The organism is Chamaesiphon sp., from assembly GCF_041737865.1.
Classification (GTDB): Bacteria; Cyanobacteriota; Cyanobacteriia; order Cyanobacteriales; family Chamaesiphonaceae; genus Chamaesiphon.
On record NZ_JBGSQZ010000151.1, the window covers coordinates 13,920 to 36,984 of the forward strand.

At 44.5% G+C, this 23,065-nt stretch carries 22 protein-coding genes; 12 read left to right on the top strand and 10 right to left on the bottom strand.

What is annotated here, in order from left to right:
* Positions 1 to 34: 34 nt before the first annotated feature.
* From ACEW9J_RS11445 to ACEW9J_RS11475, 7 genes are all read right to left on the bottom strand, one after another.
* Positions 35 to 559, bottom strand: coding sequence for a hypothetical protein (locus ACEW9J_RS11445; protein WP_373545247.1), 525 nt, complete (start codon positions 557 to 559; stop codon positions 35 to 37).
* A gap of 32 nt (positions 560 to 591) precedes the next feature.
* Positions 592 to 3,723 (bottom strand): efflux RND transporter permease subunit, encoded by a 3,132-nt coding sequence (locus tag ACEW9J_RS11450; protein ID WP_373545248.1) that lies wholly within the window; start codon positions 3,721 to 3,723, stop codon positions 592 to 594.
* A 55-nt stretch (positions 3,724 to 3,778) separates the two neighbouring features.
* The gene (locus ACEW9J_RS11455) at positions 3,779 to 4,105 is read right to left on the bottom strand and encodes a YnfA family protein (protein WP_373545249.1); all 327 of its coding nucleotides are present in this window, start codon (positions 4,103 to 4,105) and stop codon (positions 3,779 to 3,781) included.
* A 54-nt stretch (positions 4,106 to 4,159) separates the two neighbouring features.
* Positions 4,160 to 6,094: an efflux RND transporter periplasmic adaptor subunit gene (locus ACEW9J_RS11460; RefSeq protein ID WP_373545250.1), complete on the bottom strand. Its 1,935-nt coding sequence runs from the start codon at positions 6,092 to 6,094 to the stop codon at positions 4,160 to 4,162.
* 111 nt (positions 6,095 to 6,205) lie between these two features.
* Positions 6,206 to 6,724, bottom strand: coding sequence for a DUF2808 domain-containing protein (locus tag ACEW9J_RS11465; RefSeq protein ID WP_373545251.1), 519 nt, complete (start codon positions 6,722 to 6,724; stop codon positions 6,206 to 6,208).
* A gap of 234 nt (positions 6,725 to 6,958) precedes the next feature.
* Positions 6,959 to 7,321 carry a hypothetical protein gene (locus ACEW9J_RS11470; RefSeq protein WP_373545252.1) on the bottom strand — a complete coding sequence of 121 codons (363 nt, stop codon included), beginning with the start codon at positions 7,319 to 7,321 and terminating at the stop codon, positions 6,959 to 6,961.
* A gap of 232 nt (positions 7,322 to 7,553) precedes the next feature.
* Positions 7,554 to 8,249, bottom strand: coding sequence for a DUF305 domain-containing protein (locus ACEW9J_RS11475; protein ID WP_373545253.1), 696 nt, complete (start codon positions 8,247 to 8,249; stop codon positions 7,554 to 7,556).
* A 128-nt stretch (positions 8,250 to 8,377) separates the two neighbouring features.
* Here ACEW9J_RS11475 and rppA point away from each other — a divergent pair, with 128 nt between their 5' ends.
* Together rppA and rppB are read left to right on the top strand one after the other, a co-directional pair.
* Complete coding sequence (rppA, locus tag ACEW9J_RS11480) at positions 8,378 to 9,073, top strand: two-component system response regulator RppA (RefSeq protein WP_373545254.1); 696 nt, start codon at positions 8,378 to 8,380, stop codon at positions 9,071 to 9,073.
* A gap of 24 nt (positions 9,074 to 9,097) precedes the next feature.
* Complete coding sequence (gene rppB, locus ACEW9J_RS11485) at positions 9,098 to 10,477, top strand: two-component system sensor histidine kinase RppB (RefSeq protein ID WP_373545255.1); 1,380 nt, start codon at positions 9,098 to 9,100, stop codon at positions 10,475 to 10,477.
* 410 nt (positions 10,478 to 10,887) lie between these two features.
* Here rppB and ACEW9J_RS11490 read toward each other — a convergent pair whose 3' ends face one another.
* The 3 genes from ACEW9J_RS11490 to ACEW9J_RS11500 form a co-directional block, all read right to left on the bottom strand.
* The gene (locus ACEW9J_RS11490; RefSeq protein WP_373545256.1) at positions 10,888 to 11,322 is read right to left on the bottom strand and encodes a MerR family transcriptional regulator; all 435 of its coding nucleotides are present in this window, start codon (positions 11,320 to 11,322) and stop codon (positions 10,888 to 10,890) included.
* Between the two features lie 24 nt (positions 11,323 to 11,346).
* Complete coding sequence (locus tag ACEW9J_RS11495) at positions 11,347 to 11,622, bottom strand: thioredoxin family protein (RefSeq protein ID WP_373545257.1); 276 nt, start codon at positions 11,620 to 11,622, stop codon at positions 11,347 to 11,349.
* Positions 11,623 to 11,965: 343 nt separating this feature from the next.
* The gene (locus ACEW9J_RS11500; RefSeq protein WP_373545258.1) at positions 11,966 to 12,295 is read right to left on the bottom strand and encodes an ArsR/SmtB family transcription factor; all 330 of its coding nucleotides are present in this window, start codon (positions 12,293 to 12,295) and stop codon (positions 11,966 to 11,968) included.
* Positions 12,296 to 12,468: 173 nt separating this feature from the next.
* On the opposite strand from ACEW9J_RS11500, the gene pstS reads away from it, so the two are divergent.
* From pstS to ACEW9J_RS11550, 10 genes are all read left to right on the top strand, one after another.
* The gene (gene pstS, locus ACEW9J_RS11505; protein WP_373545259.1) at positions 12,469 to 13,644 is read left to right on the top strand and encodes a phosphate ABC transporter substrate-binding protein PstS; all 1,176 of its coding nucleotides are present in this window, start codon (positions 12,469 to 12,471) and stop codon (positions 13,642 to 13,644) included.
* Between the two features lie 95 nt (positions 13,645 to 13,739).
* Positions 13,740 to 14,753, top strand: a complete 1,014-nt coding sequence (locus tag ACEW9J_RS11510; RefSeq protein WP_373545260.1) for an ArsJ-associated glyceraldehyde-3-phosphate dehydrogenase — start codon at positions 13,740 to 13,742, stop codon at positions 14,751 to 14,753.
* A gap of 39 nt (positions 14,754 to 14,792) precedes the next feature.
* Positions 14,793 to 16,055, top strand: a complete 1,263-nt coding sequence (gene arsJ, locus ACEW9J_RS11515) for an organoarsenical effux MFS transporter ArsJ (RefSeq protein WP_373545261.1) — start codon at positions 14,793 to 14,795, stop codon at positions 16,053 to 16,055.
* Positions 16,056 to 16,110: 55 nt separating this feature from the next.
* The gene (locus ACEW9J_RS11520) at positions 16,111 to 17,172 is read left to right on the top strand and encodes a PstS family phosphate ABC transporter substrate-binding protein (protein ID WP_373545262.1); all 1,062 of its coding nucleotides are present in this window, start codon (positions 16,111 to 16,113) and stop codon (positions 17,170 to 17,172) included.
* 116 nt (positions 17,173 to 17,288) lie between these two features.
* The gene (locus tag ACEW9J_RS11525) at positions 17,289 to 17,756 is read left to right on the top strand and encodes a dual specificity protein phosphatase family protein (protein WP_373545263.1); all 468 of its coding nucleotides are present in this window, start codon (positions 17,289 to 17,291) and stop codon (positions 17,754 to 17,756) included.
* A gap of 73 nt (positions 17,757 to 17,829) precedes the next feature.
* Positions 17,830 to 18,294 (top strand): dual specificity protein phosphatase family protein, encoded by a 465-nt coding sequence (locus ACEW9J_RS11530; RefSeq protein ID WP_373545268.1) that lies wholly within the window; start codon positions 17,830 to 17,832, stop codon positions 18,292 to 18,294.
* The gene (locus ACEW9J_RS11535; protein WP_373545264.1) at positions 18,294 to 19,652 is read left to right on the top strand and encodes an FAD-dependent oxidoreductase; all 1,359 of its coding nucleotides are present in this window, start codon (positions 18,294 to 18,296) and stop codon (positions 19,650 to 19,652) included. The genes ACEW9J_RS11530 and ACEW9J_RS11535 overlap by 1 nt, the downstream gene beginning before the upstream one ends.
* A 14-nt stretch (positions 19,653 to 19,666) precedes the next feature.
* Positions 19,667 to 20,296 carry an arsenical resistance protein ArsH gene (arsH, locus tag ACEW9J_RS11540; protein ID WP_373545265.1) on the top strand — a complete coding sequence of 210 codons (630 nt, stop codon included), beginning with the start codon at positions 19,667 to 19,669 and terminating at the stop codon, positions 20,294 to 20,296.
* A gap of 8 nt (positions 20,297 to 20,304) precedes the next feature.
* Positions 20,305 to 21,375 (top strand): ACR3 family arsenite efflux transporter, encoded by a 1,071-nt coding sequence (arsB, locus tag ACEW9J_RS11545; RefSeq protein WP_373545266.1) that lies wholly within the window; start codon positions 20,305 to 20,307, stop codon positions 21,373 to 21,375.
* Positions 21,376 to 21,661: 286 nt separating this feature from the next.
* Positions 21,662 to 23,065 (top strand): SGNH/GDSL hydrolase family protein (locus ACEW9J_RS11550; protein ID WP_373545267.1); only part of this gene is annotated, 1,404 nt, incomplete at its 3' end.

Below are 23,065 nucleotides of genomic sequence, written 5' to 3' on the forward strand. Positions count from 1 at the left end.
GAATCGAATCTAAATGATTCATTCGCTCATACTATTATTGTTTAAAACTAAAGCGACTATTAAATTTCTCCCCTTTGACATTGACTTGAAGGACAACTTTATAATCTCCCTTCGTCGTACTTGCAGGTAGCTTGGCTGTGTACTGCTTTTCTTCGGTGTTATACAGAATTGGCAGAGTTTTGTTACTACCATCTGGTAGCTGGACTTGAGCGATCAGTTTGGCATCAGTAATCTCTTTATCCTGTTCGCCATGTAACTTTGTATCTAAATGAATGGAATCTTTGTCGAGATCTGGCTTTAATTCGATATGATATTTACCCGATTGTACGACTTGTCCACTATGACCATCTTTATCCCCTGAATGCTTATGGTTAGAGCTTTCATCATGCTTTTCACCCTCTTTTATCACCTGCGGTTCAGTTTTAGTTGCCGTTGCTGGAGTTGAACTTGCAGTGGTAGTTTCAGTTTTAGCAGCTTTATCTCCACTACTACAAGCACCTAAGAACAACAAGCCAACAGTACTTAACGTAATTAAACTAGTCTCGATCGATTTCATCATTTTTCACTCCTTATTATTAATTTTTAGTCTGATTACATGTGCATGAAAAATTGCTCTGCTTTCGGCTCCTCCTCTTTTTTCGGGAATAAATGTTTGCCGAACTTGGAATATAAAGCGGGTAATACCAATAATGTAATCGCTGTAGAAGTAAACAATCCACCAAAGACAACGATCGATAACGGCTGTAATAATTCCTGTCCCGATCCACCTTGGAATACCATCGGTGCTAAACCCAATCCCGAAGTTAAAGCTGTCATCAAGATCGCATTGAGTCGCTCCATCGAACCTTTGATAATAATGTCCTTCATGGGCATTCCTTCGGCATATTTAGTATTGTAGTTATCTACTAGTAGTAATCCATTCCGTGTAGCAACTCCAAACAAGGATACAAATCCTACTAAAGATGCCACCGAAATTACGCCACCCGTCAGAGCCACGGCAATTACTCCACCTACCAAAGCAATTGGTAAGTTAATCATAATCATTAGTGTCGAAGCGATCGACTTAACGGACAGATACATCAGGACTGTAATAGCAACAAATGCGATCGCGCTAAAAACTAAAATGTTTTGAGTGGCGCGTTCTTCAGCTTCAAATTGACCTGCATATTGAATAAAATAGCCAGTCGGTAATTGAACATTGCTTTTAACTTTAGCTTCGATCTCAGTAACGATCGAGCGAATATCGCGACCCTTAGCATTGGCTGAAACGACGATTAAGCGCGAAACATTTTCCCGATTGATGGTATTCGGCCCCGTTCCTTCTTCAATTTTGGCAATGCTACCCAATGGAATCTTTTGCTTGTCGGGAGTATCGATTAAGAGATTACGGATGGTATCTAGATTCTGCCGTGCTTCGGGTTTCAACCAGACAAGTAAATCGAAGGATTGTTGATTTTCTAGTACTTTAGAAACAACCCTACCATTAAGTGCAGTTTCGATCGTCTCGGATAAATCGCCTACTGTATATCCGTAACGACTAGCGGCATCGCGGTCGAATTTAATTTGAATCTGCGGTACTGGAAATTGAGGTTCGAGTTGTAAATCGACGACACCATCGACTGTTTTCATCTGTTGTTCTATTTGTTGTCCGACTTTTCGTAACTCTGCTAAGTCAGCACCGAAAATTTTGATGGCGATCGAACTTCGCACCCCCGATAAAACTTCATCCATCCGATGTTGTAGAAACCCACCAATATTCGCGGCTGCGCCTGGAATTTGCTCGAAGGCTTGGCGCATAACTTTGAGCGATTCTTCTCGATCTTGCATCCCTAATTTACTGAGTTCGATATCGACGTGAGCGACGTTCACACCTGCGGCTTCAGAGTCACCAGCAGCACGTCCGGCACGAGTTTGGATGAATTCAAACCGCTTATCATTTTTCAATGATTCCTCGACTGTATAGCCTGCTTTGGTGCTACCTTCGAGGGAAACAGTTGGGTAAGAAATTAAGGTATTTACCATCGTCTGTTCTTGAAACTCTGGTAAGAATGCTCTACCAAATGAAGGGATAACTACAATTGATGCAACGGTTAGAACTGTAGCAGTCCCCATAATTAACAGGGGACTTTTCATCGAGAAATTCAAACACGCGCTATAAATTCCCTTACAAAATCTCGCCAGCCACGGTTCTCGCTGCGTCACCTTAGTAGCGGGTAGTAAAATCGCACACAAAGCTGGAGAAACGAATAAAGATTCTAAACTAGAAACGACAACGACTGCTAAGTAAGCAATCCCCATCGGGGTGAAAATCTTCCCTTCAATTCCTGGTAATGTAAAAATTGGTGAGAAAACAATAATCCCAATAATCGTCGCGCCTAAGAGCGAATCGCGCACTTCTTGAGAACCTTCAAAGATGATTTCTAGCGGGGTAAGTGGATCGCCATCAGCTTTATTTTCCCGCAAGCGACGATAGGTATTTTCACCATAAACGATCGCATCATCAATCGCTGTCCCAATTGCTACTGCCAAGCCGCCTAATGTCATGGTATTCAAACCAACTCCCAACCATGATAGGACTAACATCCCAAATAGTAAGGTCAAGAAAAAGTCTAATAGACATACCGCCAGAATTCGCCAATTTAACAAAAATGGAATCAGAATAATTGCGGCGATAATACTACCTTGAATCAACGAGGAACGAACATTATCAACCGAAGATTCGATATAACTATCTTGACGAAAAGTGGTCGTAACTTTGATATCTTTGGGCAAGCCAACTTTAATTTCGGCAACTGCTTTTTCTACCGCACGGCTGACAGTTGGTGTATCGATGCTGGGCTGCTTATTCACCATCACGATAATTGCCCGCTGACCGTTAAAACCACCATCGCCCCGTTGTAGTGCCGCACCAATTTGAACATCGGCGACATCTTGCAATCTAACGGGGATGCCATTGCGAGATACGATCGTCGATTTTTGGAGATCTTCGATCGATTCAATCCTACCGACACCCCTAATCAATCTCTCGGTATCGGGAGTAATGAAAAAGCCACCTGCGGCATTGACATTCGCTTTTTTAGTCGCTTGGGCAACTTGGTCTAGAGTAATATTAAAAGCTGCTAATTTAACCGGATCGACTAATACTTGAAACTGTCGCTCGTCACCACCAAACACCAAAACTTGGCTGACTCCTGGCACGGCTAGGAGGCGATTTGTAACTTGCCAATCGACAATCCGCCGCGCTACCATCAGGGAATTTGGGGTAGCTTTCACGCCATCGGCGACGGTAAAAGCATATTGCACCACCAAACCGACAGGAGAAGTGGTGGGGGATAATTGGGGTGTTTCAACTCCTGGGGGTAGCTTACTGACGGCTTGTTGCAGTCGCTCGGTAATCAGTTGACGCGCCTGATAAGTATCAGTTGACGAAGTAAAGATCGCCCGCACCACCGAAATTCCCGCCGCACTCGACGAACGCACGGCAGTGACTCCAGGCGTACCATTAATCGCACTTTCGATCGGTAATGTTACTAGGGATTCTACTTCCTCTGGTGCGAGTCCGGGTGCTTCGGCTTGGATTTCCACTTGCGGCGGCGCAAAAGCTGGCAACACATCCAGCGGCATCTGGGGAATGACATAAACTGTCCACAATGAGACGATAACTGTCGCTAGTACGACCAGCCAACGACGATTAATTACCCACTGAACGATATTTCCAAGCATTTTTAGTGTTAGATATGAGGATAAGTATCAGTGTAAAATCGACAGATATTTGAATTCAAGAACGATGAGGACTAAGCAAAATCACCATAGTGCCGATGAGAGAAATGCTAACCCCAACTAAATCCCACCGATCCGGTTTAACACCTTCAATTAACCACAACCATAGAATAGATGACAGGATATAAATACCACCATATGCGGCGTATACTCTGCCAGCATTGGGTGTATCTACTTGAGTTAAAGCCACAGCGAAAATAGTTAGGGATAAAAGACCTGGAACGCTCCAAAGTGGACTACGCCCTACTTTCAGCCATGTCCAAAAAGCGTAGCAACCACAGAGTTCTGCTAATGCAGCAACCAAGAAGAAAATAATCGTTCGCATTTGCAATTAAAGTTGTGGAAAAGAGGATCATGATTCTGTTTACAGCTTAGATCTTTACTCCCCTTTTCTACTCTTTTCTCCCATAGTTGCTGGCGACAAAGGTACCGAGTGATGATTATTAGTGTAGGGTTCTGGTTCGGTGAGTTCAGCCGCAGGTAATGAGAGATCGTAGTTGCTGGCATAAGCATCTTCTTTACCATCTTCTAAATCATCTGCTGGAGCCGAGCGGAAACGTTTCCGCAGCAGCAAAGCACCCCCAGTTACTAGAATCGCGCCCCCACCGACTGGTAATAACCACGGCGGTATGACTAAACCATTGCTTTTAGCTGGAGCTGCTTCATCTTGATGTTCATCAGCAGCGGGCTTTTCTCCCCCGCCCCGCAACGACTGAGCGTAGAGTTGCGTCCCCCGCTGAGTTACCACCATGTCACCTGCAAATAAACCCGTCTTCACCTCTACCATGTCCCCAGAGGTGCGCCCGAATGTGACTTCCGCCGCTTGGAAAGCATTCCCATTCTGGACATAGACGACTTTTTTACCATTGGCATCGACTATCGCCGCAGCCGGAATCGCCAGTAGCGACGCAGCCGTTTTAGCGGTAATCACTTCTAGTTCGGCAAACATCCCTGGTTTGAGTAAACCGCTAGGATTACTAATTTCTGCTTGCACGGGAACGACTCTGGTTTCACCTTGTACGGATGTGCCAATTTGGGTAATTCTACCTTCAAAACTTTGATTCGGTAAAGAAGCGACTTTAACGCGGATCTGTTGACCGTTTTTGACCGATCCTAAATCTTTCTCATAGATATTCGCCGTCGCAAAAATCCGAGCGTCATTAACAATGGTCATCAGTTTACCACCCGCATCCTGCAAGGATTGACCGATACTGACATCGCGGCTGGCAACAGTACCCGCAATCGGCGCAGTTATCGTGACTAATCCTTGGGCGTTGGCAGTGCTGCCCAATTGTTGAAGTCGAGTTTGATAGGCAGTAGTACTAAGCTGTAATTGCGATCGAGCGATGACTACATCCGATTGAGCGCGTTTGAGTTGTGCTTGGGCTTCTAAGACATCGCGACGAGTCTCAGCTCGTTGTAATAGCGACTGCGCTTCAGCGACACTTGCTTGAGAAGCGCGTAGTTCGCGGTAAGGTAAGTCTACTTCTGCCTTTTTAACATCACTTTGAGCTTGCACGACTTGGGGTAGACTTTTAGCTCTGGCTGCTTCAGCTTTGGCGCGTTCGAGTTTACCTTTAGACTCCAACATTTGTCGTCTGGCGAGGGCACCTGTTTTAACTAATTCACTATCCCGATCGAATTGTTCCTGAGCGATCGCAACTTCAGTATTCGCTCTAGTTATTTCGGCATTAGCGATTTGCTGCTGAAGTTTGAGATTTTCTTGCGCTACTTTCAAAACTCCGCTTTGACTGATTATCTGCTTATCTCGATCGTATTGTGCTTGAGTAGCCGTTAATTTAGTCCGTGCTTGAGCGACTTCAGCGTTACTAATTGTTTGTTGCTTGACTAAATTATCTTGAGCTAATTGCAAGTTAACCTGAGCTTTTTGCAATGCTCCTTGAGCATCGGCTTGTTTACCTTGAGCATCTACCCGCAAATTAGCTAACTCTGGCGAAGCAATTACCGCCAGAGGTTGACCCTTAGTAACTTTACTACCAGGCTTAACTAATAGTTGCACTACTTTGCTAGTTAACGGTGCAGTTACCTCAACTTTTTGGTCGGGTAAAGTTTCGATCTGTCCGGTAGTTTTTAATCCAATATCTAATGGTTGATTTTTAACTGCTTCGACTTTAATCCCCAATCTTTTGACCGTCTGAGCATCAACACTTACAGCACCAGTAGCTTCACCACCAGACTTAAACGAACTCGCACCACTATGATCGTGTCCGGCACCTGCGATCGCGATTTTAGGACTAGATACTGTCGCTAATATAATTAAAGATAATAATAATTTTAATTTAGTCGATCGCATGGTGGTAGGCGGTAAAAGTTATCTGTATGCAAAAGAAAGAATGGGGTAAATCTTTGTTACTTCTCGATTTTCCCCATATATATTTAGAGAGATATTTAGCTCTCAACCGCTCTAAGAACGACGTAAGCCAGTTCTGCCAATATTGACATATCGATCGTTCGATACTTGCAACTTACCACCATTAGCATTGCGATTATCGACAGCAAATTTCACAGCCAGATCGTAATGCCGATCTGTGCCCCAAACGCTGACATTATTCAGTTCGATATCGATTGCAGTACCAGGTTCGACTGCCCGATCGAAGCTCAGTTCTACAGTCTGCCCAGCGATAGTGACACTTACAGGTAAGCTTTCACCTGTTTTATTGTCGAAAACTGCCACTTTTTGATTGAGTTTAAATCCGGCTGGTGCGGTGAGCTTTACTGCGGACACAGATTTGGAATCGGCGGGAACTGCAAACCGGAGTGTATGACGAGCGATGCTAGCCCGCTCGGAAGGGAAAGTATTGTGGCTGTAGACGTAGGGAAGAGTACTTTCGACTGACTGGCTCTGGGCGTTAGCACCAGTTGCAATAGTAGTCAGTGCGAGGGTAAATAAAGTAGCGAAGGGTAATAAGCGATGAGAACGCATGTGCTTGACCTCTCGTGAATTAGGATGTTGCTCTCATCATTGCAACGATATGTGAAATTTTAGTGAAATTTCGACATATTTGGTAAATTCTTTCAAAATATGCGTTGGGCACCAGGAGCGTAAGATCTCAACACTGGATAAATTTAGCTGTCAGATCGAGGTTGTGCAGAGATTCGTCAGGCGACTAGGTTTATTATTTTGAGATCTTATCGATCGAACTTACTTTGAGGTAACTTAACGTCCGAGCGATCTTAACTGTACTTCAACACGACGCAGATAATCGCGATCGTTAATCATTTCTGGCAACAAATCTTCGGACTCAATGGCTGCTCTGACTAAATCTGTAGCAGTAATTCTACCAATTCTGGAACCATCGATTAATGAGCCAAATCCAGGAATAGAATGTGCCCGATATCTACCTTGATAAGCATTCCCAATTAAGTTAAACGGGGTCACATATTTTCTGGTGGGAATATTACTACTTATTTTTGTCATCGGCTCGATCGGCACTTCTTGATGACCTCGTGCTTGGGCAGACGTACTTATAGATAATACGATCGCGATGATTGATAAGCCAGTTAGGGATAAGCGTTTCATAAAAAATACACCTTTTACTTTGGATCGAATAACCTGTCTATTTACAGATTAACAATCTAAGATGAAATCCAGATGAAAATATTATGAATTTGAGGTGAAATTTTAATACTAATTAAACTGTTTTATTGATAATAATTCTTGTTATGAACTTTAGCATATTTTTATCAAAAAGGGGATGTAAGTTATTACTTACATCCCCATTCACACCTCAGATGAGATGAATGTTCATTAACTACTTACTTGCAGACCATTCTTTCTGCCATTGAGTCATCTGAGCGATCTCTGCTTGTTGAGACTTAATAATATTTTGAGCGAGTTTTTGCATCTCTGGACGTTTAGATTTTTTCAATAAATCTTGTCCCATTGTCACCGCACCTTGATGATGGGGAATCATCGCATCGAGAAACCTGCGATCGAACCCAGCATCGGCTTTACCCAATGACATACTCATCATCATTGACTGCTTGTGTTCGGCTGTCATTGCCATTTCATGATTCATGGCAGTATGCCACATGATGGGTGTCGCCGATGCTTTGGGATACCATTGTTTGCGCCACTGCTGCATCTGGGCGATTTCTTTTTTCTGCTCGGCGAGCATACCTTTAGCTAGCTTAATTAGTTCGGGTCGTTTGGACTTTGCTAATACTTCCTGAGCCATTACTAATGCACCTTGATGATGGGGAATCATACTATCGATAAAGCGCAAATCGTAGTTAGCATCAGCAGGGCCGACATCCATATTATGATTCATCATGCCTCCCTTTTTCATGCCATCATGATTCATGCCACCGTGGTTCATCCCCCCATTTTGGGCAATTGTTGAACTCGATTTATTGGAAGTCGTGAAGTTAGCAATCGCTAAGGAACCAAAACCGATTGTTCCCGTCAATATCGCGATCGATGCAATTAATCGAGTTTTAGTATTCATAACTTACAAAAATAATAGTAATTTTGACATTACTACGATCTTAGCGGGATGAGATGAAATTAAGATGAAATGGTTGGAGTCAAGATTTCACGTTAATTTCATCTAGCTCAGAGATGATGGTTATCAAGATGAAAATTTTACTAATTGAAGACGAACCAGACTTGGGTGCCCTCATCCAAACCAGCCTCTCTCATCATCAATATGTTGTCGATTGGGCACAAGATGGCAAAACTGGCTGGGAATATTTAACTGACAATCGTTCGACATACTCGTTGGCGATTATCGATTGGATGCTGCCCAAAATGTCTGGCATCGAAATCTGTCAACGGTTACGGGCAGAAAAATACACTCTGCCAATCCTGATGTTGACTGCGCGAGATCGGATGGAAGATAAAATTACAGGGTTAGATGCTGGAGCCGATGACTATCTAGTTAAACCATTTGGGATGGAAGAACTTCTCGCTAGACTCCGCGCTCTCCAACGTCGCGCCCCTACATTTCAACCGGAACGATTGCAATTGGGCAATCTCCGACTAGACTATGGTAATAATGCGATTGTCATTACCACAGTAGGAAAGGAACAGTCTGTCAGTCTGACAGCCAAAGAATTTCAACTCTTAGAATATCTGATGCAACATCCAGATCGTACTCTCACCCACGACCAAATTCGCAATCGGATCTGGGCACTCGATACTGAATCGGCAAGTAATGTTGTCGCCGCCCAAATTCGGCTATTGCGGAAGAAGTTAGCTGAATTTGGCTGTGAGGAAGCAATTGAAACTGTACGCGGATTTGGTTATCGACTCAACTCTGCTCGTAAATAAAGAGATAATTATTAATTATCAAAAATGCGCCAAAATCGACTATTCAATCGTACCCGTATCCAGTTAACTGGTTTTTATGCGATCGTCATCGGCTTAATTACATTACTATCTGGCTCTGCGATTCATTTAGTAATGATTAGGGCATTTGAGCGAACAGTCAATCGAGAATTAGACACTTTAGCTGGCACCGTACATGATACTCTTGAAGCCGTCTTACAACAACCAGAAGTAGTCAATCCAGTCGCGCTGAATTTACTGCCTGGATTGTGTGTCATGGGTGAATGTTCTCCCATCAAACCCGACTCTAAAATTGCCGAACTAACCCAAAAACAAGGCTACTGCCTGAGATTATTAAACTTAAAAGGTCAAGAGATCGCAACTTTAGGATCGAAAAAACACAAGTTTTCCGATTTGAACCCGACGATGCACTGGGAAACTACTACTGACGATCGTGGCGAACGCTATCATATTCATACACTTCAACTCAAAACCAGCGACAATCGCGACTGGGGCTATCTCCAGGTTGCCCAATCTTTCCATCGGTTAGATGAATACATGAGTAGTCTGCATTTGATTCTGATTTTTGGTGTGCCACTGGCAATGTTACTAATTGGTGGAGCGAGTTGGTGGCTCTCAGGTTTGGCAATGCAGCCAATTTATCAGTCTTACCAGCAGATCCAACAGTTTACCGCCGATGCCGCCCACGAACTCCGAACGCCATTAGCTGTCACCAGAATAGCTGTAGAAAGTGCTTTAGATGTAGAAGTAATCGAGCCAGAATCCCGCAATAATTTAGAAATCGCCCAGCGTCAAGTTCGCCATCTTACTCGTCTAGCTGAGGATTTGCTCTGGCTATCGCGGTTGGAAGCCAAACAATTACCCGTGCAGCTTCAGCCATGTTGTTTGAACGATTTGGTTAGCGATTTAGAAGAAGAATTAGCTCCGCTGGCGATCGCGAGTTCGCTCGATCTGCGCTTAGAAATCTTAGTCAAACAGCCAATCTATGTGATGGGCGATAGCGATAGGCTGTATCGAGCGATCGCTAATTTGATTCATAATGCCATTCAATATACTCCTACCGACGGAGTAGTCACGATTCGCTTAGAATCATCAGAGCGTCACGCGATCCTTACCATCCAAGATAATGGAATCGGAATTTCCACTGAAGACTTACCGCATATTTTCGATCGTTTTTATCGAGTGCAAGCAGATCGTTCGCGGAATACAGGCGGAACGGGATTGGGTTTAGCAATTGTCCGTGCGATCGTCCAAGCGCATCATGGCAGTATTCAAGTTGATAGCCAACTAGATCTGGGCAGTACATTTACAGTGAATCTACCGATTAAAGCCACTTCAAGCAGAATATCTAGCCATCAGGTTGACATATTCAATCACAGGTCATAGAGCCTTTCCTGACACAAGAGATCGTTAGCGTACTACAGGGCAGCCGCACACGTTTCGTAACAAATAGCAGCAAGAAAAAGGGAATGTGTTGAAGTAGGGGAACTGATTGAATTGTTGAGATCGGGCGCATCTAGCGGTGACGTTAACTAGTAAAAAATGACTCCCATTCAAATAACATGGAGGTAATTAGAAATAAAAAACTAGTTATACCAAATCCGATTCGCACAGACTTTTTATTAAATTTTACAAATCATTGCTATACAGGGCTTTGACTTAGATAATAAGTAGGTTATTTAAACCGGATTTGGTATTACTAAGAATACAAGTCTTGATAAGCAAACATTCTGTCAATTCTATTTTTGCTCCTAAAAAAAGTAGAGAGTCAGAATTAAAATTTACCAAGCTATTAGCTATTGTTCAATCAATCCGCAAATCTGGCTGTTAGAGCTTGCTTGGGTTGGAAGAGTAGATGTATCGGGCAGCAATGCCTGGATCTGCTCATATCGATTGTTTAGTTCCTGGCGAAATGCTAGCATCTGGTCAATGCGTTGGTCTAATTCATCTAGATGCTGTTTGACCATTCCTTTGAGAACATTACATGGAAGAATGTTTTTAGCCCGAATGTCTATCAACTTCTTGATCTCATCTAGGGAAAGCCCAAATTGTTTAGCTTTTTGGATAAAATTTAAGCGCAACTCATCTTCTTCCGTATAAACACGGTACTGTGACAGCGTTCGTTGCGCTGGTTTGACCAGACCCAATCTTTCGTAATAACGAATTGTTTGGGCGGGTATGCCCACCCGCTGGCTTAACTCACCAATAAACAATCCTTGCTTGACGTTCATTCTACTCTCCCTCCCCTATCTGATTTATCCTTGCCCAATGCCAGCAGCAACCAAGGCTTCACGGGATACTGGCTGTTGATTCTGACAGCAGCCAGCTAATTGACCGTTTATAACAACGGCTGGAACTCGGTGAATTCCATATTGAGCAAGCTTTTCATGACACTCATTAGTCGCACATCCTTCTCGCAAGTCGTAAACCTGCACCTCACAGTTAGAGCAGGCTAGCTCCCGAACCAACTTAACGGTCTGGTCACAGAGAGGACAACCAGCAGTAAACACTTCTACAAAACGCTTAGACATTTTGGATTTCTCCTTTTTTAACCTTATAAGATTAGTCTAAACCTTGTAGTCAACTGCAAGGTCAAGGGGATTTTATACATTTCTTTGACTAACAAGGGGTAAAAGTGGCGGCTCATGTCAGACTCGCCACTTTAACTGTGAAAGCTTTGCTACAAAAGGATTACAGAAATAAAATGGCTCGCTGACCCGAAAATCGCCTAAAAGCTCGTTTTGGCTGTGCCAATTGAAGCTTCTAAAATTTAGGAGCCTCAAACCGCTACTGTGCCGTACAAAAAAGCTGTGCCAAATAGCGCATAGTTCAATTGTTATGAAGACACATTAGTGTCGTTCATTGCCCAGATCTCTAAAAGAGCACCTCTCGCAAGGATACTAATTGTGCTTGAACGATTCGATAGTAAATCCAGGTGCCGCGCCGCTCTTTTTCTAATAAACCTGCCTCATACATCACCTTGAGGTGATGGCTGACTGTTGGCTGCGAAAGTCCTAGCGATTCTACCAACTCGCAAGCACAAACTTCCCCACTCGGCTGGGCAGCAATTAAACTCAGCAACTGGAGCCGCGCTGGTTCGCCCAATACTCGGAACAGAGTGGCTGCACTAGCGGCTTCTGCTCCAGTCAAACGACCAGCTAATAAAGGCGGACAACAAAAAATAGGTAACTTTGAAGATTTCATAACTTCTATATTGACATATATCGATGTAGATTGATAAAATATCGACAACTCTCAATATTAGCTTACATCGATATAGTGAGCGATTGTCATTCTGTAATGCCAAGTGCAAGGCTCCGCCAACAGCAGAGAGGCTACGTCAACGCATCCGTCAACGCATCTAGGGAGAAATTAGAATGAATGACGAACAACTCAATCGATTCTCCAGGGGAGAGGCTCCGCCATCGAATGGCGAAAAACCCGATCTAAATATCGGGAGGTCATTCACTATTCGGACACTACTAGCCCTGACGTTGGGGCTATCAGTATCTGCCTGTAACAAAAGTTCCGAAGTTGCATCCTCGCCATCAGGTACTGCTTCACCTGCGACATCTGAATCTGCATCCGCAAGTAGTGGGAGTATTGTCTCTGTTAGTGGTGCTGGGGCAACATATCCCGCGCCCATATATCAACGCTGGTTTGTTGAATACAACAAGGTAAATCCTGGAACTCAAGTTAGTTATCAATCCGTCGGTAGTGGTGCTGGTGTCGAGCAATTTTTGGCGGGTACTGTAGATTTTGGAGCATCAGACGCACCCTTAAAAGCTGACGAACGCGCCAAGTTCAAAACAAAGTTCGGTGGAGAACCACTTCAGGTGCCTATGACTGGTGGGATGGTCGTGTTTGCCTATAACCTCGATGGGGTTAAAGATTTAAAACTATCTCGCACAGCCTACTGTGGAATTGCGTCAGGTAAAATTACGAAATGGAACGATCCGGCGATCGTCAAAACCAATGCTGGTGCAAAATTACCCAGCGAAGCAATTAAATTCTTCCACCGTTCTGATGGCAGCGGTACCACCTTTCAGTTCACAAATCACCTTAAAGCTGCTTGCCCCGAATGGACAGCGGGTGCTAGTAAATCGGTAGATTGGTCTAAAGGGATGATAGGTGCTAGAGGCAATCAAGGTGTGTCTGAGGAAATCGCCGCAATACCCAATTCGATTGGTTATGTAGAGTACTCTTTCGCCAAGCAAGCTAATCTATCAATGGCAGCGATCGAAAACAAGTCTGGAAAATCGATCGCGCCATCCCCAGCCGCAGGTGCTGAGGCATTTGTCGGCGAAAAAGTGCCTGCCGATCTTGGACTTACGGTGCCGGATTCTACCAACCCAAAGGCTTATCCCATTTCTGGACTAACTTGGCTGCTCTTATATCCGCAGCCTAAAGATGCCACCAAGACAACAGCATTAAAAGCAGTCATTGAGTGGGCATTGACTACAGGTAAGTCTTCAGCCACCGACCTTGGTTATCTACCTCTGGATGATGAATTAGTAGCCAAAGCAAAGGTAGAACTTAGCAAAGTTAAATAAGCTTTTTTGGCGATAAATCGATACAATATCGATGATTCCAAATATAGAATCCTGTAAATATAAAGATTTAAAACTTCAAAACAAGAGGCAAACAGATGACAGTGCGGGTGGGAATTAACGGATTTGGACGGATTGGGCGACTAGATTTGCGGGCGGCGTGGGATTGGTCAGAATTAGAATTCGTACATATCAATGAGGTCAAAGGTGGGGCTGAGACAGCCGCGCACTTACTCAAGTTCGATTCTGTCCACGGACGTTGGGCACCAAAAGTAGAGGCTGAGAACGGGAAAGTCACCATTGATGGTAAATCCCTGACTTTTAGCGAACATCCTCAACCTGGAGATGTACCCTGGCAAGATTTGGGTGTCGATTTGGTGTTGGAATGCTCTGGTAAATTTAGAACGCCCGAAACCCTCGATCCTTATTTTAAGGGGGGTGTGCGAAAGGTAATTGTGGCGGCTCCAGTGAAGCAATCAGCCCTGAATATCGTGATGGGAGTCAATGATGGACTTTACGATCCAGATAAACATCATCTGCTGACAGCCGCTTCTTGTACCACTAATTGCTTGGCTCCGGTAGTCAAGGTAATTAATGAAGGCTTGGGGATTAAGCATGGCATGATTACGACCATCCATGACAACACCAACACGCAAACGATCGTCGATGCACCGCATAAAGACTTGCGCCGCGCCAGAGCTACCAGTTTATCGCTGATTCCGACATCAACTGGATCGGCAACCGCGATCGGTTTAATTTACCCCGAACTCAACGGTAAACTCAATGGTTTAGCAGTGCGAGTACCGTTGCTCAATGCTTCGCTGACTGACTGTGTATTTGAAGTAATGCGATCGACCACAGTCGAAGAAGTTAATCAACTACTCAAAACTGCTTCCCAGCAAGAACCGCTCAAAGACATTCTCGGCTACGAAGAACGTCCTCTAGTCTCGATCGATTACAAAGACGACCCCCGCTCGGCAATTATCGACGCGCTCTCTACAATGGTCGTCAATGAGACTCAAGTGAAAATTCTAGCTTGGTACGACAACGAATGGGGCTACGCCAATCGGATGGTCGAACTCGCCCGTAAAGTAGCTCTGAGCCTGAACTAATAATAGCGATCGTAAGTTGCCCTCTACCCTTATCAGCTCATGGACTCTCCGACAGCTTCCAGTGCCAATTTCAAGAACTATGTACTAGTAACATTAGCCTACTGGGGCTTCACCATCACCGATGGTGCCCTGCGAATGCTAGTGCTGCTCTACTTTTACAACATTGGCTATACCCCCATCCAAATCGCCTCACTGTTTCTGTTCTACGAAGTCTTCGGTGTCGTTACCAACCTTTTTGGCGGTTGGATTGGCTCCCAATTCGGACTGAAGGTGACACTTTACACTGGAATTGGACTACAGATTCTTTCACTAGTGATTTTGTCCTTCCTCGATCCAACTTGGACACAGTGGGTTGCCGTCCCGTATGTGATGGTTGCTCAGGCATTTTCGGGGGTTGCTAAGGACTTAACCAAGATGAGTTCCAAGAGTGCGATTCGGTTAGTGGTACCTCAAGATGCTCAGTCATCGCTATTCAAATGGGTGGCAGTGCTAACGGGTTCCAAGAACGCGCTTAAAGGGGTGGGCTTTTTTATTGGTGGTGCATTGCTGACTTCCGTTGGGTTTATCAATGCTTTATGGATCATGGCAGGTGGACTGTCATTAATTATGTTCTCTGGGCTATTGCTGCCCAAGGGGATGGGCAAAATCAAGAAAAAGGTCAAATTTAGCCAACTCTTTTCTAAGAGCCGCGAAATCAATATTCTCTCGGCTGCCCGATTCTTTTTATTTGGCTCCAGAGATGTCTGGTTTGTCGTGGGTTTGCCAGTCTTTTTGCGGGGACAGTTGAACTGGACTTTCGCTCAGGTGGGAGGCTTCTTGGCATGTTGGGTGATTGGTTACGGCATCATTCAATTTTCAGCACCAGCTCTGCTCAAACGATTTGGATCTGGTCAGCCGCCTGGAGCGAAGACGATCCGGTTTTGGACATTTACGCTGGTTGGAGTCCCAGCCGCGATCGCGATTGCCCTCCAGCTAAATGTTCCCCCGACTACTGCCATTGTGGGTGGACTAATTATCTTTGGTGTGGTGTTTGCCTTCAACTCAGCAGTTCACTCTTACCTGGTATTAGCATTTACCGATGATGACAAAGTGGCTTTGAATGTTGGGTTTTACTATATGGCGAACTCTGGCGGTCGGTTGGCAGGGACGGTGTTATCGGGGCTAGTTTATCAGTTTTACGGGCTGGTGGGCTGTCTGTGGGTATCAGCATTCTTTGTGCTGGCAGCAGCACTGGTGACGCTAAAATTACCCGATCCTCAGCCCAGTAACGCGATCGCGTGGAAGGCTGGCGACGGTGATTAATGGTTGGAAAAATGACGAACGCATATATTTTAAAATCAACAAGGAACCGAACACAATGAACGCAACAGTAAAAAAATTCGCTACAGTCTTAGGAATGCTGGCGGTAACAGTCAGTACCACCGCAACAGCTAACCCGTCCGCCCACAGCCAATTATTGGCACAGGGGGCTGAGGGAGATCCAGGAAAAGTGACTGCACCAGCGATTAAGATTGATGGTTCGAGTACCGTATATCCGATTACCCAAGAGATCGTCAAACTATTTGAAGCAGATTCCAGGAATAAGGGGCAGGTTGAAGTTAAATTTTCTGGTACGACAGGCGGGTTTGAAAAATTCTGCGCTGGTAAAACCGACATCAACGATGCTTCGCGACCAATTTTGCTAGCCGAGATGGAAACTTGTAAGAAAAATGGCGTGAGATACATGGAGTTTCCGATCGCTTTTGATGCGTTGACGATCGCCATCAATCCCCAAAATGACTGGGCAAAAGATATCACCGTCGCCGAATTGAAAAAGCTCTGGGAACCTGCGGCGCAGGGCAAAATCCTTCGCTGGAACCAAGTACGTTCTTCATGGCCCGATCGACCCATCAAGCTATTTGGAGCGGGTGACAAGTCTGGTACTTTCGATTATTTCAATGAGGCGATCGTTGGAAAATCCAAAGCTAGCCGTAAAGACTACACCCCTAATGAAGATGATGAAGCCTTGGTAGAAGGCATTAGTAAAGATCCAAATGCTTTGGGTTATTTTGGTTATGCTTACTACCAAGAAAACCAAAGTAAGTTGAAACTATTAGCAGTCGATAACGGTAAAGGGGCAATCTTACCATCTACTCAAACTGTAGAGAAAAACCAATATCAGCCACTTTCTAGACCGCTATTTATTTACGTTAATCTGCGCTCTAGTTCAAATAGACGGGTACTAGGTAAATTTGTAACACTATATATCAATCGAGTCTCTAAAGTGGCTGATTCTGTAGGATATGTTCCTCTGCCAGAGGCAGTTAGAGATATCAATTATATTAACTTTAATCGCGGTAAAACAGGCACTGTATTCTCTGGTAAAGCCAGAATTAACTCTAAAATTTCGGATTTATTACCAAAGAAGCCAGTTTATTAGTTGTTAATTTAATTTAGACTAGGGCGATTCTCTCGGCAAGAGAGGCTACGCCAACGAGTTAAGTTTTAGACATTTATTCAGTCGCTCATCATGTCATCACATAGCAGTTAAAACCAATGGAGCAGCAATCTGAACCAATTGTCGAGAACTTATGGTGGGTAATTCCTGGCAAACTAGCAGGAGTGCGGAAGCCAACAGCAGCCGAATTGACAGAGTTACAAGCAGTGGGAATTGGGGCGATCGTTTCAGTAATGCACGATCGATCCAATCTAGAATTGTACGATCGGGAAAATATTCCTTATCTCTGGCTACCGATCCAGATTGCTAGTTCGCCCAGTCGATCGCAAGTCGCAGAATTAATAGATTTTGTCGATCGATATCATCGCCAAGGCGTGGGTGTTGCCGTCCATTGCACGGGTGGCTTACATCGAACGGGGACGATGCTAGCGGCTTATCTGATTTTGAATGGTTCGTCTGATAAAGATGCCATCGAGAAAATTGCAACTGCAAACTCACAGGCAGTGCTGGAACTAGCTCAGACAGTCTTTTTACGTTCTCTAGCAGCAGCGGATAGTGGTTCCTAAACCGATACTCAAGTAGTGGATCTCAATTTTAAGTCAAGCGATCGCACTAATACTTATATAGATGTCGAACCCAATGGAGCAGCAATCGATCGAGCCAATTGTCGAAAACTTATGGTGGGTAATTCCAGGTAAATTGACAGGTGTTCGCAAGCCAACAGCAGATGAATTGAGGGATTTACAAGCGGTAGGAATTGGGGCAATTGTCTCCGTCCTTGATGACCCTTCTAATTTAGATGTATACGATCGGCTAGACATACCGTTCCGGTGGTTGCCCATTCAGGGCGGCACCCCACCCAGTCGCGACCAAATTCAGGAATTAGCCTACTTTATTGACGAACAGGATCGCCAAGGCTTGGCTGTTGCCGTTCATTGCACCAATGGATTGCGGCGGACGGGAACCATGCTGGCTGCTTATCTGATCCATGTCGGTTCGTCTTACGACGCGGCGATCCAAATCATCCATTTGGCAAATCCTCAAGTCGAACTGCGATCGGCTCAAACTGACTTTTTACGCTGTTTAGCGGGAGACACAATCTGATGACTCAGCTTCTGATTATTGGCGGTAGCGACGCGGGGATTAGTGCGGCATTACGAGCCAGAGAATTAGATGCGGGTGTAGAAATTACGATCGTCCTTGCCGATAATTTTCCCAATTACAGCATCTGTGGGTTGCCCTTTTATCTGAGTGGAGAAGTCACTGATTGGCATAATTTAGCGCATCGCAAGGCTGAAGACATTACTAGTCTGGGGATTAATTTGTTGATGAATCATTGGGCAGAATCGATCGATCCCGCCAAAAAAAAGGTCACTGTCAAAACGCTGGATGGATCGACAAAAATCCTGACTTATGACAAGTTGATCGTTGGCACAGGTGGCACCTCTGTCAAACCCCCGATTCAAGGACTAGATTTACCAGGAGTTTATCCGCTGCGCTGGATGGCAGATAGTTTCGCCGTCCAAACACATCTGACCGATAAGTCTCCAAAACATGCCGTTATCATCGGAGCGGGCTACATCGGGCTAGAAATGGCGGATGCACTCACGCTTAGGGGCTTATCTGTGACATTGATTCAACGATCCGAGTCGATCTTAAAAACGATCGATCCGAGTTTGAGTCAATTAGTCGCCGATGAGTTGGAAAAACACGGCGTTGAGGTTGTGACGGGCGTTAATATCGATCGGATCGAGCCGAAAGGAGAACGCTTATTAGTTGCTGATGCCAAAGGATTCGAGCGAGTAACGGATCTAGTAATTGTCGCAGTTGGAGTCAATCCCTCTACCCATCTCGCTCAAACCGCAGGTGTTAAATTAAGAATTAATGGAGCCATTCAAGTCAATCGGCGGATGAAAACCAATATTCCCGATATCTATGCAGCGGGTGATTGTGTCGAAACTTACCATCGGCTGCTCGGACAGAATATCTATTTACCACTGGGTAGCACCGCTCATAAGCAAGGGCGCGTGGCTGGCGAAAATGCGATCGGTGGCAACCGCAAATTTAAAGGCTCATTAGGCACCCAAGTCGTCAAAATTTTTGAAGTGGCGGCAGCGCGAACGGGATTGCGAGATGACGAGGCGATTTCCGCCGGATTGCAACCGCTGAGTGTCGAAACCGATGTATGGCATCACAAAGCCTATTATCCAGGCGCACACTCACTCCGAATTCGAGTAACGGGCGATCGCTCCTCCGGTCGATTGCTGGGCGCGCAAATCGCCGGACACTACCAAGGGGAAGTAGCTAAACGCATCGATATCTTTGCTACAGCGTTGTTTAATGATATGACTGTGAATGACTTAAACGATCTCGACCTAAGCTATACCCCGCCGCTCGGTAGCCCTTGGGATGCAGTGCAAATGGCAGCACAAGCATGGACAAAACAACTTTCTAAGCAATAGGGATCTCTACATCTATGACCCAATCTAATCATCCGCCTAGAATATTATTCTTATATGGCTCATTGCGCGAACGTTCCTACAGCCGCTTGGTGGCGGAAGAAGCAGCCCGAATCATTCAAGAATTTGGCGCGGAAGTGAAGTTTTTCGATCCGCGTGAATTGCCCATCTACGGCAGCGTGACCGATACTCATCCGAAAGTACAGGAGTTACGCGAGTTGAGCCTCTGGTCGGAAGGACAGGTTTGGTCTAGTCCAGAGCTGCACGGACAGATTACAGGTATTCTCAAAAATCAGCTCGATTGGATTCCCCTGAGTATTGGTGCTGTCAGACCAACACAAGGTCGCACATTAGCTGTAATGCAGGTGAGCGGGGGTTCTCAGTCTTTTAATGCTGTCAATACAATGCGGTTATTGGGGCGATGGATGCGGATGTTTACCATTCCCAATCAGTCGTCGGTAGCTAAGGCATATCAAGAATTTAACGAAGATGGCACGATGAAGGATTCGGATTATCGCGATCGAGTCATCGATGTAATGGAAGAATTGTACAAGTTTACGCTCCTATTGCGCGATCGAGTAGACGATCTGACCGATCGATATAGCGAACGCAAAGCCGCTGCCCGTGCCCTCGAAAATAAATCTTAACAGGCTCGATGATGACTCCTAATTCTGCACCAGCACCTCGAAAAAAGCTCTCATTTTTAGACCGATTCCTGACACTGTGGATTTTTCTAGCAATGGCAATCGGCGTAAGCATCGGCTATTTCTATCCATCTGTCGATACTGTCATTAATCGATTTCAGGTCGGTGCTACCAATATTCCGATCGCCATCGGGCTGATTTTGATGATGTATCCACCACTCGCGAAGGTACGCTATGAAGAACTCAGCGATGTTTTTCGCAATGGCAATGTTTTGGCGATCTCTCTCATTCAGAACTGGATTATCGGCCCAACTTTGATGTTTCTGCTGGCGATCGTGTTCTTGCGCGATTACCCCGAATACATGGTGGGGTTGATTTTAATCGGGTTAGCGCGGTGTATTGCGATGGTGATAGTATGGAGCGATCTCGCACGGGGGAATACCGAATATACAGCCGGATTAGTGGCTTTTAATAGTATCTTTCAGGTAATTTTTTACAGTCCTTATGCTTGGTTTTTTTTGACTGTATTACCGCCAATGTTTGGGCTAAAAAGTACTGGTGTAAATGTTAGTATTGCGGAGATAGCCCAGAGTGTGATGATTTATCTAGGTATTCCCTTTTTAGCTGGCTTTTTGACGCGGTTTTTCCTGGTCAAAGCTAAAGGAAAGCAGTGGTATCATGAAACCTTTATCCCCAAAATTAGCCCGATTACCCTAATTGCGCTACTCCTGACGATCGTCGTCATGTTTAGCCTCAAAGGAAATCTGATCGTCCAGATTCCCCTTGATGTGGTACGAATTGCGGTGCCGATGATTATTTACTTTGTCGTGATGTTCTTGGTGAGTTTTTACATGGCGTGGCGGATTAAGACAGATTACTCTAGAGCCGCTAGTGTGGCATTTACCTCTGCGGGTAACAATTTTGAATTAGCGATCGCTGTGGCAATTGCTGTGTTTGGGATTAAATCTGGGGTAGCATTTGCCGCTGTTGTCGGCCCTTTGGTAGAAGTACCAGTCTTAATTGGTCTTGTAAATGTCTCCTTTTGGTTGCAGCGCAGATTCTTTACTGTGCCGACAGTATAGAGTTTTAGATCCCACATTCCGCTAGTCCATGCGCTCGAAAAATTAGTTTTCCGTGTTTTAATGCTCCAATCGATGCTCTTTATGCTCTTTATGCTCTTTGAGGTCGCACAGCGGCACAATCGGATCGGATAAGATGTTGTTAGACACGACATTGATAAATCTGTTGGGGGCACATCGTGGAAAATTTCAGTTAGATCTTGCTCGGAAAGATCGGCGATCGATCCGCCAAACAGGACATTGAGTAAGATTACTATGGTGATAAATCTCTACCATTGAGGAATAAAGTATGGCAAAGCTTGTGGCAATTGGTGATAGTATCACTCAAGGATTTCAAAGTGGTGCTATTCTAAAAACCGAGTGGTCGTATCCTGCGATGATTGCTCGTACCCTTGGGCTATCGGTACCCACAGATTTTCGTATACCTAGTTTTTTTGGCAGTGGTTTACCTATAAATATAGAAGAACTTTTACAATCGATGGCACCCACTCTAGGAAATGAAATATCGACGGGCGAATGGATATTTCGGTTTCCTTTTCTTTTAGAGCGATTTATTGATGATATAGAAGAATTATACGAAAGAGGACGAGGAAGTAAACCTTCAATTTTTAAGAGTCAGTTCCATAACCTTGCCGTATGGGGATTTCGTGTAGTAGACGCTTTCAGTGTCCATTCTGATTATTGCGATCGAGTCATTCAAGCTAGGGAAGGTCTAATTGAGAACGATTTTCTTGGTTTACCCAATGCTCCAATGTACCGAACAGCTAAAACCGTATTGAATCCTGCGGAAATTGTCTCTAAAAAACAATGGACTCAAATTGAAAATCTTCAAGCAATTACTAATGAAGAGGGCGTAGAAAATTTAATTCTTTGGCTAGGTGCAAATGATTGTCTTGGGACAGTTACCAGTCTAAAGCTCGATCGGATGCCAAGTGACTTTGCCAGTGAAGATCCTGAAGAACGACGCAAGTTTAACTTAACTCACCCAGGAATTTTTGAAAAAGACTATAAAATTCTCGTTGCCAAAGTTAAGGAGGCGATTTCTCCTAACACCCGTGTCTTTGTAGGCACTATACCTTACGTCACCATTCCCCCAATTACTCAGGGTATTGGTAAACTTCCAGCAAATAGCAAATACTTCGAGTACTATGGTAGGTTTTTTTCAAACGAGAATAATTTTAATCCTTTTTTTAATAGCAAATTGACGGGAGAAGAGATTAAAAGTATTGACAAAACTATCGATGAATTCAATCAGATTATTCGTGATGAAGTCAATCTCGCAGGGAATAACTGGCATCTTGTTGATGCGGGAGAAATCCTCAATAGTCTGGCAGTAAAACGTAGCCATTTGATTAATTCTCCTGAAGAACCACTAAAAGCATATTACAGGTCTTTGGGTCTTAGCGACCATCCACTTCTACGTTTAGATCCGATTCCAAATACTCTATTACTAGAAACTCAAGATAGAACCCGTAAAAGTGGTGGACTTTTTAGTTTAGATAGCGTGCATCCTTCAACTATTGGTTATGGTATTTTGGCTGAAGCTTTCTTGAGAGAGATGCAAGCAGCAGGTGTTCCTGATGCTAATCCTTCCCACCTTGACTGGAGACAGATAATTGCTCAAGATTCCCTACTTCAGTCTCCACCAGTTTTATGGGATGACATTATTAATGCAGCAGAAGGGAACTCAATT